Origin of the sequence: Nocardia yamanashiensis (genome assembly GCF_021183565.1) — a bacterium.
Taxonomy (GTDB): Bacteria; Actinomycetota; Actinomycetes; order Mycobacteriales; family Mycobacteriaceae; genus Nocardia; species Nocardia yamanashiensis.
Genome location: NZ_CP089226.1, coordinates 3354956 through 3367935, shown reverse-complemented (window position 1 = coordinate 3367935; position 12980 = coordinate 3354956). Strand labels below are relative to the sequence as shown.

At 63.5% G+C, this 12980-nt stretch carries 17 protein-coding genes and 1 pseudogene; 9 read left to right on the top strand and 9 right to left on the bottom strand.

The window, feature by feature from the left end:
* Positions 1–9: 9 nt before the first annotated feature.
* Positions 10–627 carry a hypothetical protein gene (locus tag LTV02_RS16220; RefSeq protein ID WP_233040788.1) on the bottom strand — a complete coding sequence of 206 codons (618 nt, stop codon included), beginning with the start codon at positions 625–627 and terminating at the stop codon, positions 10–12.
* An 86-nt stretch (positions 628–713) separates the two neighbouring features.
* On the opposite strand from LTV02_RS16220, the gene LTV02_RS16215 reads away from it, so the two are divergent.
* From LTV02_RS16215 to LTV02_RS16205, 3 genes are all read left to right on the top strand, one after another.
* Entirely contained in the window at positions 714–1313 is a 600-nt protein-coding gene (locus LTV02_RS16215; RefSeq protein WP_233040787.1) for a TetR/AcrR family transcriptional regulator, read from the top strand.
* Positions 1314–1413: 100 nt separating this feature from the next.
* On the top strand, positions 1414–1875 hold the full coding sequence (locus tag LTV02_RS16210) for a nuclear transport factor 2 family protein (RefSeq protein WP_233040786.1): 462 nt from the start codon (positions 1414–1416) through the stop codon (positions 1873–1875).
* Positions 1876–1883: 8 nt separating this feature from the next.
* Positions 1884–2180 carry a putative quinol monooxygenase gene (locus tag LTV02_RS16205; RefSeq protein WP_233040785.1) on the top strand — a complete coding sequence of 99 codons (297 nt, stop codon included), beginning with the start codon at positions 1884–1886 and terminating at the stop codon, positions 2178–2180.
* Here the strand turns inward: LTV02_RS16205 and LTV02_RS16200 are convergent.
* The 3 genes from LTV02_RS16200 to LTV02_RS16190 form a co-directional block, all read right to left on the bottom strand.
* On the bottom strand, positions 2144–2848 hold the full coding sequence (locus LTV02_RS16200; protein ID WP_233040784.1) for a class I SAM-dependent methyltransferase: 705 nt from the start codon (positions 2846–2848) through the stop codon (positions 2144–2146). The two genes, LTV02_RS16205 and LTV02_RS16200, sit on opposite strands and share 37 nt — an antisense overlap.
* Before the next feature lie 48 nt (positions 2849–2896).
* The gene (locus tag LTV02_RS16195) at positions 2897–4261 is read right to left on the bottom strand and encodes a DoxX family protein (RefSeq protein WP_233040783.1); all 1365 of its coding nucleotides are present in this window, start codon (positions 4259–4261) and stop codon (positions 2897–2899) included.
* A 152-nt stretch (positions 4262–4413) separates the two neighbouring features.
* The gene (locus LTV02_RS16190; protein WP_233040782.1) at positions 4414–5295 is read right to left on the bottom strand and encodes an alpha/beta fold hydrolase; all 882 of its coding nucleotides are present in this window, start codon (positions 5293–5295) and stop codon (positions 4414–4416) included.
* An 82-nt stretch (positions 5296–5377) separates the two neighbouring features.
* Between LTV02_RS16190 and LTV02_RS16185 the strand changes: the two genes are divergently transcribed.
* Positions 5378–6001, top strand: a complete 624-nt coding sequence (locus LTV02_RS16185; RefSeq protein ID WP_233040781.1) for a winged helix-turn-helix transcriptional regulator — start codon at positions 5378–5380, stop codon at positions 5999–6001.
* A 22-nt stretch (positions 6002–6023) separates the two neighbouring features.
* Here LTV02_RS16185 and pip read toward each other — a convergent pair whose 3' ends face one another.
* Together pip and LTV02_RS16175 are read right to left on the bottom strand one after the other, a co-directional pair.
* Complete coding sequence (pip, locus tag LTV02_RS16180; protein ID WP_233040780.1) at positions 6024–7001, bottom strand: prolyl aminopeptidase; 978 nt, start codon at positions 6999–7001, stop codon at positions 6024–6026.
* Between the two features lie 49 nt (positions 7002–7050).
* Positions 7051–7875: a CPBP family intramembrane glutamic endopeptidase gene (locus LTV02_RS16175; RefSeq protein WP_233040779.1), complete on the bottom strand. Its 825-nt coding sequence runs from the start codon at positions 7873–7875 to the stop codon at positions 7051–7053.
* A 107-nt stretch (positions 7876–7982) separates the two neighbouring features.
* Here LTV02_RS16175 and LTV02_RS39620 point away from each other — a divergent pair.
* Positions 7983–8717, top strand: a pseudogene (locus LTV02_RS39620) (ADP-ribosylglycohydrolase family protein); the annotation flags it as partial.
* Positions 8718–8862: 145 nt separating this feature from the next.
* On the opposite strand, the gene LTV02_RS16165 reads toward LTV02_RS39620, so the two are convergent.
* Complete coding sequence (locus LTV02_RS16165; RefSeq protein ID WP_233040777.1) at positions 8863–9396, bottom strand: AAA family ATPase; 534 nt, start codon at positions 9394–9396, stop codon at positions 8863–8865.
* 32 nt (positions 9397–9428) lie between these two features.
* On the opposite strand from LTV02_RS16165, the gene LTV02_RS16160 reads away from it, so the two are divergent.
* Positions 9429–9998: an HD domain-containing protein gene (locus tag LTV02_RS16160; RefSeq protein ID WP_233040776.1), complete on the top strand. Its 570-nt coding sequence runs from the start codon at positions 9429–9431 to the stop codon at positions 9996–9998.
* Here the strand turns inward: LTV02_RS16160 and LTV02_RS16155 are convergent.
* Positions 9980–10447, bottom strand: coding sequence for an NUDIX hydrolase (locus LTV02_RS16155; protein WP_233040775.1), 468 nt, complete (start codon positions 10445–10447; stop codon positions 9980–9982). The genes LTV02_RS16160 and LTV02_RS16155 overlap by 19 nt on opposite strands.
* 13 nt (positions 10448–10460) lie before the next feature.
* Entirely contained in the window at positions 10461–11201 is a 741-nt protein-coding gene (locus LTV02_RS16150) for a helix-turn-helix domain-containing protein (protein WP_233040774.1), read from the bottom strand.
* 150 nt (positions 11202–11351) lie between these two features.
* Here LTV02_RS16150 and LTV02_RS16145 point away from each other — a divergent pair, with 150 nt between their 5' ends.
* From LTV02_RS16145 to LTV02_RS16135, 3 genes are all read left to right on the top strand, one after another.
* Positions 11352–11831 carry a hypothetical protein gene (locus LTV02_RS16145; protein ID WP_233040773.1) on the top strand — a complete coding sequence of 160 codons (480 nt, stop codon included), beginning with the start codon at positions 11352–11354 and terminating at the stop codon, positions 11829–11831.
* Between the two features lie 5 nt (positions 11832–11836).
* A complete protein-coding gene (locus LTV02_RS16140) occupies positions 11837–12433 on the top strand; it encodes a DUF5753 domain-containing protein (RefSeq protein ID WP_233040772.1) in 597 nt (198 codons plus the stop codon).
* A gap of 115 nt (positions 12434–12548) precedes the next feature.
* Entirely contained in the window at positions 12549–12917 is a 369-nt protein-coding gene (locus LTV02_RS16135) for an NUDIX domain-containing protein (RefSeq protein ID WP_233041591.1), read from the top strand.
* Positions 12918–12980: the final 63 nt, after the last annotated feature.

Here is a 12980-nt window from a genome sequence, read left to right as displayed (position 1 = left end):
GCGAACTGATCAGGTAGGTGAGTCGTTGTTGGGTGAGTACCAGCCCGGTGCCGGTTCGACCGACTGGAGAAGCGCCCAATCGATGTAGGCGAAGTAGTGCTGCTGACGCCCTGTGTCGGGGTCGGTCGCGGCGAAAGCGACCACGTCGCCGACTGCGCCGAATCCGTCCACGTGGTCGATCGGGGCTAGGCTGGATTCTTGTAGTTCGCTGTAGGTGCACGACCAGGGTGTCAGGTCGGCGACGGATTCGATTGGCGGCCTCGGGAGTTCCGGTCGGCGGAGCAGATTCTTGAATATGTGGTGTCCGCGGCGGATCTCCATGAACTCGACCTGTAGTTCGGGCCAGAATGTGAGATTCCATGCCGCATAGCGCACCTTGTGGCCACTCTCGACCTGTTCGATTCGCTCCGAAGTCGGTGCACCCCAGGCTGTTACGTATTCATCGATCGACTTGAAGTTGTTGACCGCCTCACCATAGAACCACCGCTTCTCGGAGATCGCGGTATCGATCCGGGTAGCGCCGATGCGATCGAGAAGCGCTGCGGCCTGGGCTGGAGCGCTCTTGTGCATCGGGTGCAGCATCGCTAGTTGGTAGTCGTACAGCGTGGTGACAGGCTTGCGGGCCAAGATCCCTCCCCATTGGCGTCTGTTCACGAATGTACCGGGCTGCTGTTTTGGACTCTTGAATACAGAACTATGCTAGGTTCGAGTTCATGGGTAGGCCACGGGCGTTCGATGAGTTGACGGTTCTGGACGCGGCGGCGGGGCAGTTTCGGGTGTTCGGGTTCGAGGGCAGTTCGACCGAGCGGTTGTGTGAGGTCGCCGGGGTGCGGCGGAGCAGTTTGTACAACGCGTTCGTGTCCAAGGATGAGCTGTTCGTCTCGGCGTTGGAGCGGTACCTGTCGGTTGTGGACGAGGCGCAGGAGGCGATTCTCTGCGACGAAAGTCGTAGCGGTCGTGAGCGGCTGGAGGCTCTCGCCGAGGCGATACTGGAGGAGGAGCGAGTGGCGGCCGAGCAGGGGCATGCGGCCGGTTGTATGGTCGTGAACACCTACATGAGTCCTGGACTGCGCGAGCGTGATTCGCGGATCGCTCGCGCGTTGGATGCGTCTCTGGAGCGCCGTCTGTCGCTTCTGGCGCAGGCGATTCGCGTCGGCCAGGTCGATGGGAGTCTGCGAGGTGATGTCGATGCCGACGATGGCGCGCTGCATGTGGTCACCGTGGTCTCCGGGCTCCGGGTCAGTGCACAGGCTGTGGGGCCCGGCCGGTTGCGGCAGGTCTTCACTCTCGGGCTGCAGCCCCTCTTCGCCTAGTTCGCGAAATATGTTGTCTTTCAACGCATTAACGATGCCCTAGTTTTGGACTATGAAATACACAACAACGATTCACGCACAAAAGATACGGAGATCATCAATGACCTCAGAAGCCGATCTCACCACCCACCGCATCGCGATCATCCGCCGCGCCTTCGAACTCATCGACGCGGGGGACCCTGCCCTGCTCGACCTCTACACCGATGATGTGGAGCTGTTCTTCCCGAAATTCGGCGTCGGACAGGGCAAACAGGATATGGCCGAGTTCGCCCGCCGCCTGTGGCTCGACCTGTCCTCCATCGAACACGACATCGACGGCCTGGACTACATGGTCGCCGGCGACAGGATCATCGTCGAAGGCCGGGAACGGGGCACCACCGCCGACGGCCGCCGCTGGCCCGACCAGCGCGTATCGACGGGCCGCTTCTGCAACGTCTTCACCTTCCGCGGCACCCTCATCAGTGCGGTACACATCTACGTCGATCCGGACTTCACCAGCAGCCACCAGGAGAAAGTGCGGCAGCTCCATCACGGGGAAGAGATTTCGATCGTGAAAGGTTGACCCCGTCCATGACGATCACCGCAATCTCCACCCTGCAGGCTCGCCCGGGCAAGGAAGACCTGGTGCAAGCGCAGGCGCTGTCCCTCATCGAGCCGTCGCTCGCCGAGCCCGGTTGCCTCAGCTACCAGCCCTACCAGCACCCGACCCAGCCTGGAAGCTGGGTTGTCATCGAATCCTGGGACAGCCGAGCGGCCTTCGAAGCGCACCTGAACAGCCCGCACCTGCAGGAGGCGTTCGCGGCGGGAGCTGAGCTGCTGGCCGGGCCGCCTCAGGAGCAGCTGTTCGAGGTGCCCGCCTCGAACTGATCCCCTATGTCCGAGAGCTTGCGGCGGGCGAGGATTATCCCGCCGAGCGGGCTTTCGGCCGAGGTCAAGGTGTGCTCTGTCTCGATGATGAAACCTGCATCGTCGAGACAGTCGCGCATTTGGCTGTGCTGGCGGCGGTGGACGTGCAAGCGCATCGGGTGTCCGCCGTAGCCTTGGGTTTTCAGCTGGGAGTCTTCTCCGATATGGAATGTGAGCAGTAGAGGTCCGCCTGGGCGGAGCGCTCGGTTGAAGTGGGCGAACACGTGTGGCAGCTCGTCATCGGGGATGTGGATCAGCGAGTACCAGGCGACCAGGCCGGCGATCGAGGCGTCTGCGAGGGGGAGGGTTGTCATCGAGCCGACTTCGAATCGGAGGCCGGGGTGGTCGTGGCGGGCTACCTCGATCATTCTGGGCGACAAGTCGATTCCGAAGGCATCGACATCCAGTTCGTGCAGGTGGGCGGTGATTCTTCCCGCTCCGCAGCCCACATCGGCAACTGGGCCGCCGCCCTGCGCGTGCACTATGTCGGCGAAAGATGCCAGGGCCGAACGCTCTTCGGGCGTTTCGTCGAGAAGGTGACGTGTGAGGTCGGCATAGGTAACCGCGACGGTGTCGTAAGACCTTCGCGTGTCATTGAGCCAGTCGTCGGCGTTCGGACCCGTTCCCACGGTTGCAGGCTACCCAAGGAGCCGACCGTCCCGGCGGGGCGAACATCTTTATCTCGTCGATGATTCCGAGGGTGTGGGGCATGCTGGCCGGCCCGAAACGCAGCTGTTGTTCGGGAATTCGGTGACCCAATGGAATCCGCTCTGGCGCAGTGTGAAGCGTTCTGCCTGGTAGAGGGTTAGTTCCATCGTGACCGGGTGACCGTCCAGATCGCCGGTGAGCCGCAGCTGATTCGGTGTGGGGCGCTCGACCGTGAGGGTTGCCCAGGGTGTGGCGGATTCCGAATCTGTCCACGAACGCAGTATGAGCTGTTTGGAGTCGGCGTTGAGCTCCGCCCGTTCGGGTCGGAACTGATCATCCATCGTTTGGATGGTCGTGGACTCGCGCTGGTCGAATACGATTCGACGCCAACGGGTTTCATCGCCGAGCGTGGGTTGCACCGGTTGGCCGTCTCGGATGAACCTGCTCACTTCCCAGATCCCGTACAGCTCCGATTTGGACTCGCGCTGTTGCCAGGACACGATGCCATTGACTGCGCCCGCGACGATTAGCCAAACCAGCAGCGCCATTTGAATGCGCGCGAGAACGCGCCGTTCGTGGGAGGTCCGGAAGGGTTTCGGTGCCGTTGACGGTCCAGCTGCATTGCCCAGCAGTACTGCCGTGATACGCCGCGCTTCGGGTGCCACCAATACCAGTGCCATCAGCAGTACGTGGAACGACAGAATCTTCACCGGCACGTCGTAGGTCATGTTCAGAACCCACACCTGCGCCGCGCATACCACGGTCAGGAGTGCGCCCACCAGAGCCGTACGTGGCACCAGAAGCAATACGCCGCAGAGTATTTCCGCGACCCCGAGCATGATCTCGTATACCGGCGACACCCCGACCTGGCTCCACAGCACGCTCATCGGTGTCAAATCACCGAGCGGCTCCAGGAGCCGGGTCAGCGACGGCGACGGCATCTGGAGGGGGAAGGCTTTGGCGAAGCCGTAACTCAGCATCGTCCCCGCCGCGCACACCCGCAGCAGCACCAGCAACCAGCCTGCCGCCGCGCGATATTCGGTACGTCGGCGGTCCAGGACGCTCCACACCGCCGTCACGGTCACCCCGATCACGAGAATGCAGAACAACAGCACCCAGTCATACGCCGTATCACCGCTGCCCGAATCCCGGCGCACGACCTCGACACCGAAAACCGTGCGCCCCACCCACGCGACCACCGGCTGCGGCCATTCCACAGCGATCGGCCGCCACCACACCGCCAGCCCCGGAAACTCCAGGATCACCTGGGTCAGCAACGCGAACAGCCCGAAATACACCAGACCGAACCGAACCAGCATCCTGGTGATCGGCCGCCACCGCTCCTGCCGCTCCGGCTCGATATCGGAGCCAGGCTCGGCGGTTCGAACGCTCATCCTCAGTCCCCACCTTCACAAGGCCGCCACCCACGCCACATTCAGCAGGCTGAACATGACAGCGACGACACTAGGAAGCGGGACCTGTCCATCACTTGAAGGACTCTTAAAACGGGTGGTCGGGCGCGTATCCGCTGCGCCTTGACCTTTCGCTATTTCCCGTCCCAATTGCGGATGGCGGCGACGAATTCCTCGGGGGCGTCGGATTCCACGTAGGTGCCGGCGCCTTCGATGATGACGGTCTTGTGGTTGGTGAATGTCGCTTCCAGGCGTTCGCGCTCCTGCGGGCGGAAGGCGATGTCGGCGTCGCCCCAGATGATCAGGGTCGGCAGGTCGGCGATATCGGGAAGTGCGGCTTCGACCTCCGCGAAGAAGGCTCGGCTGGCGAGGACTCGGTTGGGGAACATGGCAGAGGCGTGCCGGCGTTCGGGGGTGCCCAGGGCCTGACGGTAGTGGGTCATTTCGGCCTGGGTCGGTTTCCGCCTGCGATGGCCGGTGGGGATGAAGCCGTTGACGACGAGGTTGAATCGTCGAACCAGGAAGCGGCTCACGGGGTTTCCGATGACGTGTGAGAAGGCTTCGAAGTGCAGGATGCCGTTCAACGGCCAAGCCCAGGTGTTGGCGAGGATCAATCGATCGAAGACGCCTGGTCGCCGCTGCGCTACCGCCATGCCGATCAGGCCGCCCCAGTCCTGGCCTACCAGGCCGATCTTCTCCAGTTCCAGCGCGTCTACGAAACCGGTGACCACGTCGGCGTGTTCTTCGGGAAGGAAGCGATAGCCCGGTTTCGGGGTCGACAGACCGAAGCCGGGGTAATCCATTGCGATGCAACGGAAGTCGCTGCGCAATGCGGTGATCACGTCCCGGAAGAGGAACGACCAGGTCGGATTGCCGTGTAGCAGCAGCAATGTGGGGCCCGACCCCTCGTCGACGTAGTGCACGGTGTGACCGTCGATATCAATGAAGCGGCTCTCGAACGGGAACAAATCGTCATCGACCCAGCTGGGTCGCACACTGCTGGTGGTATCGGCCATGGTGGCCCCCTCCGGGCTCGGCAGCAACGTATGCTTGATGTTCTCAAGCGTACTTGAGAACATCAAGTGATAGAAGGAAATGATGAGAAGCTACGGACAGTACTGCGGGCTCTCCCGGTCCCTCGAAGTCATCGGCGACCGGTGGAATCTGCTGATCGTGCGCCAGCTCCTCATCGCTCCCGCGCGCTACCGGAACTTGATCGAAGGGCTGCCCGGCATCGCCACCAACCTGCTGGCCGACCGGCTCCGGGACCTCGAAGCGGCGGGCGTGGTCGAGCGTCGACTATCGGGCAAAGGCAGCATCGTCGAATACGCGCTCACCCCGTGGGGCGCCGAGCTCCGCGAGCCGATCGAGAGCCTGATCCGCTGGTCCACCCCACTCATGCTCCGCGGCCCCGACGGCGATACCTTCCGCCCCGAATGGCTCGCCCTCGCCGTCCCGGCGCTGCTCAACACGCGGATCCAGCACCGCCCCACCGCAACCATCGGCCTCGAAATCGGCGACTCCCCCTTCCAACTCCGCGCCACGCCAGCGGGATTCGAGGTCGGCCTACACGACGGCCACCCACTCGACGCCACCGTCCGCGCCGAACCCGGCTACATCCTCGGCCTCGCCGCCGGCGCCATCACCCTCTCCGACGCCCGTGCCGCCGGCCTGGTCGAGATCGAGGGTGACGAGTCCGTCCTCCAAGCCGTTTTCGCCTGACTGCCGCCTCCATTGCGCATGGTCAGCATGGACGTGAAACTCGACTGTGGCAGGGATGGGCGAAGCGGGCGATGGAGTGGGCGAGTTGTTCGGCGAGGGCGGGGCTGCCGGTGTGGCCGGAGTCGTCGATGACGTGCAGGCGGGCGTCGGGCCAGGATTTGGCTAGTGCCCAGGCGGTTTCGAGTGGGGCGCTGAGGTCGAGACGGCCGTGGATCAGCTCGCCAGGGATTCCGGCAAGTCGATCGGCGTCGCGCAGTAGTGCGCCTTCCTCGAGCCATGCCGCGTGCGCGAAATAATGCGTGCAGATTCGGACGAACGCGAGCATGGGGGCGTTCGGCTTGGCGCTGTATTGCCCTGGGCTACCGAGGGATTCGTGGGCGATGACCGCGTCCTCCCAGCAGCACCACTCGATCGCGGCATTATGGCGCACCTGCGCATCCGGGTGTTCGAGCAACTGCCGATAACCCTCGACCACGTCAATATCGCCGGGAACCACAGCCCGGAACCGCTCCCACTCGGCGGGCAGCAGACGCCCGACACCCCGATACAGCCAGTCGATCTCACGCCGCCGCGTAGTGGTGATGCCGACCATCACGATCCCGGTCACCCGCTCCGGATATCGCTGCGCATACGCGAGGATCAGCGTTGAACCCCACGATCCGCCATACAACAGCCAGCGATCGATCCAGAGATGAATGCGCAGCCGCTCCATATCAGCGATCAGATGCTCGGTGGTATTCACCGTCATATCGGTGTCCGGCTCAGCCGCGCTCGGAATGCTGCGCCCACATCCCCGCTGATCGAACTGCACGATCCGGAAGATATTCGGATCGAACGACTTCCGCGGTCCCGGACTGCTCCCGCTACCCGGCCCGCCGTGCACCACCAGCACCGGCCGCCCGTCCGGATTGCCACTGGTGCACCAATACACCTGATTCCGGTCGCCGACCTCGAGCAGACCTTCGGCGTACGGGTCGATCGGAGCGAATGTCGTGGGCATGATTGCCGAGGTTAATGGAGGTGCGGCTGATGACCTGTCAATGGTCTGCTCACACCATTGCGGCGAGCATGGCCGGTGGGGCGTTCATGAAACCGTGTACGGCGATCAATAGCCAGGGGTTGCGGTGGAGGGACCAGAGGTAGCCCAGGAACAGGCCGGTTACGCCGATGTTGAGGATTGCGGCGGCGGAATCGATGAGTAGGCCGTTGCCGCCGTGGATTGCGGAATGCCAGGCTGCCCACAGGAGGCTGGTGAGGATGATGGCGGGCCAGCGGCCGTAGCGGGATTCGAGGCGGGTTTGGAGCCAGAAGCGGTAGAAGACTTCCTCTAGGACTGCGTTGATGAGGAATACGGCTAGGACGGTGATGATGTCGGGGGCGGTGCCTTCCCAGCCGGGGTCTATGACGAGGGTGGTGACGATGTAGGCGGTGATCGCGAGGGCGGGGCGTAGCCAGCGGCCACGGACATTCAGGCGTGCCCATTCGGTCCAGGTGACGTGGCAGACCAGGAGTGGGAATGCCAGTAGCAGAACGCTTTTGAGGATGAGGAACCAGAGGTTGTCGCCTTGGGCCAGGTGCAATCCGATTGCGAAGGTGACTGCTGCGCCGACCAGCATCCAGGTGTCGCGGGTGAGCTGTCGCGAATCGATGGCGGTGAACGGGTCGGAGGCGGGTGCGCGGGGTGGGAGCGCCGCTGCGATGAGGAAGCCGGCGGCGACCGGTAGCCACAGGAGCCAGATCGGGCGGGATTCTGCTGTGTCGGCTGAGAAGCGGACCGAGGTTTCGCCGCTGACTGTCAGGACCACCAGGGCGGCGACGTACACCGCAATTCCGGTGAGCAACAACGCCGTACTCGCTCGTATCGATGTGCGCACCATATCCACCATAACGTGCCGTCGTCGCTGGTCGGAGGTGCTGACGGTGCGGAGCGCCGAACTCGATCGGCAGGAGAGAATCTCGCAGTTCCTGCCAGACTGGTCGGATGAGCTGGGACGGCCGGTCGCGGGCATACGCGTCATTGCAGGGCTTGGCGCTGGGAGATGCGTTCGGGTCTTGCTACGAGGATGCGATGAATCAAGCTGCGCTGCGCGAACGCCGGGTCCTGCCGGGGCCGTGGTTGTGGACCGATGACACGCAGATGGCGTGCTCCATCTTCGCCGTGCTGGCTGAGCGCGGGCGGATCGATCAGGACGCACTGGCGGGGTCGTTCGCGCAGCACTACGACATCTACCGGCGATACGGTCCGGGGACGAGTCGGATCCTGCGGCTGATCCGCCAAAAGGGTTACCACTGGCGGGAACTCGCCCAGCAGGCACGGGATGGCCAAGGATCCTGGGGTAATGGCGCTTCGATGCGGGTCGCACCGTTGGGCGCTTGGTTCGCCGACGACCTGGACCGGGTTGTCGCCGAAGCTGCCGCATCGGCGGAAATAACTCATACCCATCCGGATGCGGTGGCAGGTGCTGTCGCAGTAGCGGTCGCCGCCGCCCTGTCCGCCGTCGAACCGGGCACCCGCCCCGGATCGCTCCTCGAAATGACCGCAGCCTGCACTCCGGCGGGACCGGTGCAGGACAAGATCGTGCAAGCGGCATCGATCGGCGATCCCGGTACCGCTGCTGCGAAATTGGGTGTCGGCCACGACACCGCCGCAGCCGACACCGTCCCCTTCAGCCTCTGGGTTGCCGCCAATCACGGCCATGATTTCAAAGAGGCATGCTGGACAGCGGCTGCGGCAGGTGGTGACTTGGACACCACTTGCGCGATCATCGGCGGAATCCCGGTGCCCGAACAACTCTCGACGGCCTGCCACAGGACTGGCTCGCGTGGAGAGAACCACTACCCGACTGGGCAACAGGGATCGCTCATTGATCTCGAGCGTCGGGTACCGCCTGGATCCGCAGGGCGAGGTCCGCGTGGTCGACAGGCCGGGAGGTGTCGACCACGACGACCGGAGTCAGCCCGAGCGGCGCGGCATGAGCGGCCCAGTCGTTCCAATTGGCGGCCAGTCGTTCCCGGTCGCGGTGCACAGCCGCACGCGTCCGTGCCGCGTACCGGGCCCTGGCGACCTCGGCAGGGATGTCGCACCACACCTCCACGACCCGGCGAGCCCCGGTCCGCTCGATCCCAGCACGAGCGAACCTCAGATCTCGCGGCCTGAACCACCAGGAATCGATGACGACGTCCACCGTCGCCTCCGCCGCGAGCGCCCAAACCGTATCCATTGCGACCCCACCGAGTTCCGGCACACCCCCCGCGCCTTCGAGGCAACCGGCCAACGCCTCTTTCACCGCGTCCTTGGACAAGAACCAGGCATCCATCGACGGCGCCAGCGCAGCGCCCAAAGTCGTCTTGCCCGCACCGGGAAGCCCATTCACCAAGACCAGCAATCCGTCCATACGCCGATCATCGCCTCTCGTAGCATTGAGCAATGGCTGGTCATATGTCGTCCTGGGCACGGCGTTTGGCCCGCGACGAACTCGAGTTGCCGCTGCCACGCCGCTGGGCGCACTCTCAGGGCGTGGCGGCCGCGGCGATCGATCTGGCAGCACGGCTGGATTGCGATCGGGACCTACTCATCGATGCCGCGATTCTGCACGACGTTGGTTATGCACCGAATATTGCCGCAACAGGCTTCCACCCGCTCGACGGCGCCCGCTTCCTCCGGGAGGAGCATCATGCCGGCGACCGGCTCACGCGTTTGGTGGCCAATCACAGTTTCGCCCTGCTGGAAGCGGAAGAGCGCGGCTTACGAGACGAGCTGGAATCGGAGTTTCCGCTCCTCGATGACCCGCTCCTGGTCGACGCCCTGATCTACTGCGACATGACCACCTCGCCGGACGGCACCCCCACCACGGCAACTGCCCGTGTGAACGAGATCGTGGCCCGCTACGGCCCGGACACATTGGTGGGCAGATTCATTCAACGAGCAGCACCGGAAATCCAGTCCGCAGTCTCCCGAATCCAAGACGCCACCGGCGGTCAACCAAGATACGGATAGTCCCCGGACAGGAAGTCTCCGATCTGCTGCCGCATACTCGGATGAATGTCATACCGGCCCAACTCCTCCGGCCGAACGAATTCCACCCCGTCCGCCTCGTCATTGACGCTCGGTTCCCCCGAGACCGGCCGCCCGATGTAGCAGTTCTCGTACTGCTGCCGGATCTCACCGTCGGTATACGCGACAATGTGATTCGGATTGCTATACACCCCAAGGAATCCCGTGATCTCAGCCAGAATCCCGGTCTCCTCCTCACATTCCCGAATCGCACACTGCGCCGCCGTCTCACCCAAATCCATCGCCCCGCCGGGCAACGCCCACTGCCCCGTATCGCGCCGCCGCTGCAACAGAATCGCCCCGGATTCATCGGTGACGAGCAGATTACAAGCCACCACAAGCGAATTCGGCTTAGGCGCCCTCGGGTCGTTGTAGTACTCGATCCTGCCCATGATCAGCCTTTCGTCAGGGTGTCCAAGGCTGGGCGCCGGCCCAGATGGTTTCGAAACTCTCGGTGTAGCTGTCGAACCAGGCGGCGCCGTTGACCCGTTTGAGCTGGAATACGGGGTTCGCGCTGGCGGGCTGGCCCCAGATATGCGGGTTCACCAGCAGATTATCGTCGTATCGGAACAGTGAACTGTAGAGCGTCGTGTCGTGCAGCCGGACTCCGCAGCGATCGGCAGACAGGATCGGCCGGTAATAGCTCAGGGACGCACGGATTTTCGCGGAGAGCGTGTCGCCGATGCCCTCTTCATGGCCGCGGGCGGTAACCGCCAGCCCACCGGGGTCACCGAAGCACAGGCGAATCGTCGTGCCGGTGGCTGCCTGTTCGGTCAGCATCTTCACGATCATCGGGTTCGATTGGACGAGGAAGGTTCCCGAGAACACCAAGATGTCGATCTGTTCGGTGGCGCCGCGCAACAGCGACAACCAAAGGTCCCGGGGCACCTCGGCGCGGTTCGGGTACGTGGCAACCAACTCGGCATTCCTGGGAACCGGTGTCGCCTCGGGTACCGGCGGCCAGAGAAACTCCTCCTCGATGTGCAGGTGCTCGGCCACGCTCCGGCGATGCTTCGGATGCGGCACCCGGCCGCCCAGCCACCGACTGACAGTCTTCGGATCCACCTCGCATACCTCGGCCAGTGACTCCACGCGGATACCGCGTTGCAGCAGCACGCTTTGCAGCCGGATGTTCACAGACTCCATGAAATCCGATCCCCGAATCTGCGACAAGGAAATCGCCGTGGGACGCCGAAAACGTCCCAGGACGTCTACGGCTCGAATTCGAACGTGGTTACGAGGTCCCGGGCCTGATCGCCATGCTGGCTCCCACCAACGATGGAACAGGCGGCCGAGATGACCTGGCGTACACGATCCTTCGGGTTTCCCGGAGGTGTTCTGGAACTTCACGATGCAGCAGACGACTCTGCGGACTACCCGGGCTTCTACCTGGAACTTCGTGGAACGAGCGGAATCGACAGTGATCACGAACCGACGGAAGGGACGGGCATGCGCTACAAGCCATCGGCGCTGGGATACCTCCGCACCGATGTTTCCGGAATCGCGCAACTCTGGGACGAAAGTCAGATTCGCAAGATCGCGACGAAGCTCGGCTACGACTTCTCCGGGATGGTCGTCTACGACCCGACCTCGGGCCGACCTCCGTTGGCCCGCTTGAGGTCCCAAGCCACCCGCCTGGACGCCGAAGCAGTCATCGTCCCCGACCTCACACACTTCGAAGACAGTCAGGCTCCGGACTCGCTGATGCGGCAACTCGCGGTGATCACGGTGTATCCCGGGGAGACTTACTGCACGAGCGGCACTCACGCGAGGTAGGACGGATGCAGTACAGCCCTTGGCAGCAGACCTGTTCCACTGGATTGGCGCCGCTGCAGCGGTTGATCCTTGATGAGGAAGCGCGGACGCGGCTGATCCGGACCTGGCAGCCGGACGTGATGATCGGATTACTGCAAACCGAAGCGTATGCCCGGGCGATTCTGCGGGCCTGTATCAGTGTGCTCGGTGTACCGAGCGATCTCGATGACGTCGTAGCGACGCGGATGCGGCGGCAGCGGATTCTCGATCAGGACGGGCACGAGTTCCGGTTTCTGATCGGTGAGTGGGTTATGCGCCGGACGGTCGGAAGTCACGCGGTGATGGTGGATCAACTGACCCACCTGCTGGAGGTGATGGCGAGTCCTCGGATCGGTCTTGGAATCGTGCCGTTGGACGCGGACTATCGTGTGCCCGCCGCAGGATTCGTCGTTCATGATGAGTCGGAGGCCTCGGCCGAGGCGGTCGGTGGAGAGATCGTCGTCAAGGACGCGGAGGGGATTGCGTTGCACTTGAAGACTTTCGACATCCTCGCGGAGCAGGCGCTCTATGGGGATGAGGCGCGGCAATTGATTCGAACGGCACTGGCGATGCACCGAGCATGAGAGGGAATCCGTGGGCAGTCGGCGTGACTATTACAAGGATCCGGATGCACCCAAGCCGAACTCGTTGAAGCCTGGTGGTTCGGCGCTGGTGGTGGATGAAGCTGGGCGGGTGTTGATGCAGAGGCGGGGGGATTCGGGGAACTGGTCGTTGCCGGGTGGGGTTATGGAGGTGGGGGAGACGTTGGGGGAGTGCGTGGTTCGGGAGACGCGGGAGGAGACGGGGGTGGATATTGAGATCAGTGGGTTGTTGGGGATTTATACGGATCCGGAGCATGTGATTGTTTATGAGGATGGGGAGGTTCGGCAGGAGTTCGCGATCGTGTATTACGGGCGGGTCGTCGGGGGTGAGATTCGGGTTTCGGAGGAATCCAGCGAGGTTCGGTTCGTGTCGTTGGAGGAGCTCGAGGGGATGCCGGTGCATCCGACGGTGCGGTTGCGGTTGGGACATCATCGGGAACGACGAGAGGTGCCCTGGTTGGGGTAGTGGGTTGGAAATGACCAGGGCCCAACCCTTTTGGGGTTGGGCCCTGGTCATTCGTGGGGCGGG

Coding starts and splice junctions, on each gene's coding strand:
- LTV02_RS16210 (WP_233040786.1), top strand. CDS start 1,414: ATGACCTCAGAAGCCGATCTCACCACCCACCGCATCGCGATCATCCGC.
- LTV02_RS16190 (WP_233040782.1), bottom strand. CDS start 5,295: ATGGCCGATACCACCAGCAGTGTGCGACCCAGCTGGGTCGATGACGAT.
- LTV02_RS16205 (WP_233040785.1), top strand. CDS start 1,884: ATGACGATCACCGCAATCTCCACCCTGCAGGCTCGCCCGGGCAAGGAA.
- LTV02_RS16155 (WP_233040775.1), bottom strand. CDS start 10,447: ATGGGCAGGATCGAGTACTACAACGACCCGAGGGCGCCTAAGCCGAAT.
- LTV02_RS16160 (WP_233040776.1), top strand. CDS start 9,429: ATGGCTGGTCATATGTCGTCCTGGGCACGGCGTTTGGCCCGCGACGAA.
- LTV02_RS16165 (WP_233040777.1), bottom strand. CDS start 9,396: ATGGACGGATTGCTGGTCTTGGTGAATGGGCTTCCCGGTGCGGGCAAG.
- LTV02_RS16145 (WP_233040773.1), top strand. CDS start 11,352: ATGACCTGGCGTACACGATCCTTCGGGTTTCCCGGAGGTGTTCTGGAA.
- LTV02_RS16135 (WP_233041591.1), top strand. CDS start 12,549: ATGCAGAGGCGGGGGGATTCGGGGAACTGGTCGTTGCCGGGTGGGGTT.
- LTV02_RS16150 (WP_233040774.1), bottom strand. CDS start 11,201: ATGGAGTCTGTGAACATCCGGCTGCAAAGCGTGCTGCTGCAACGCGGT.
- LTV02_RS16140 (WP_233040772.1), top strand. CDS start 11,837: ATGCAGTACAGCCCTTGGCAGCAGACCTGTTCCACTGGATTGGCGCCG.
- LTV02_RS16185 (WP_233040781.1), top strand. CDS start 5,378: ATGAGAAGCTACGGACAGTACTGCGGGCTCTCCCGGTCCCTCGAAGTC.
- pip (WP_233040780.1), bottom strand. CDS start 7,001: ATGCCCACGACATTCGCTCCGATCGACCCGTACGCCGAAGGTCTGCTC.
- LTV02_RS16215 (WP_233040787.1), top strand. CDS start 714: ATGGGTAGGCCACGGGCGTTCGATGAGTTGACGGTTCTGGACGCGGCG.
- LTV02_RS16195 (WP_233040783.1), bottom strand. CDS start 4,261: ATGAGCGTTCGAACCGCCGAGCCTGGCTCCGATATCGAGCCGGAGCGG.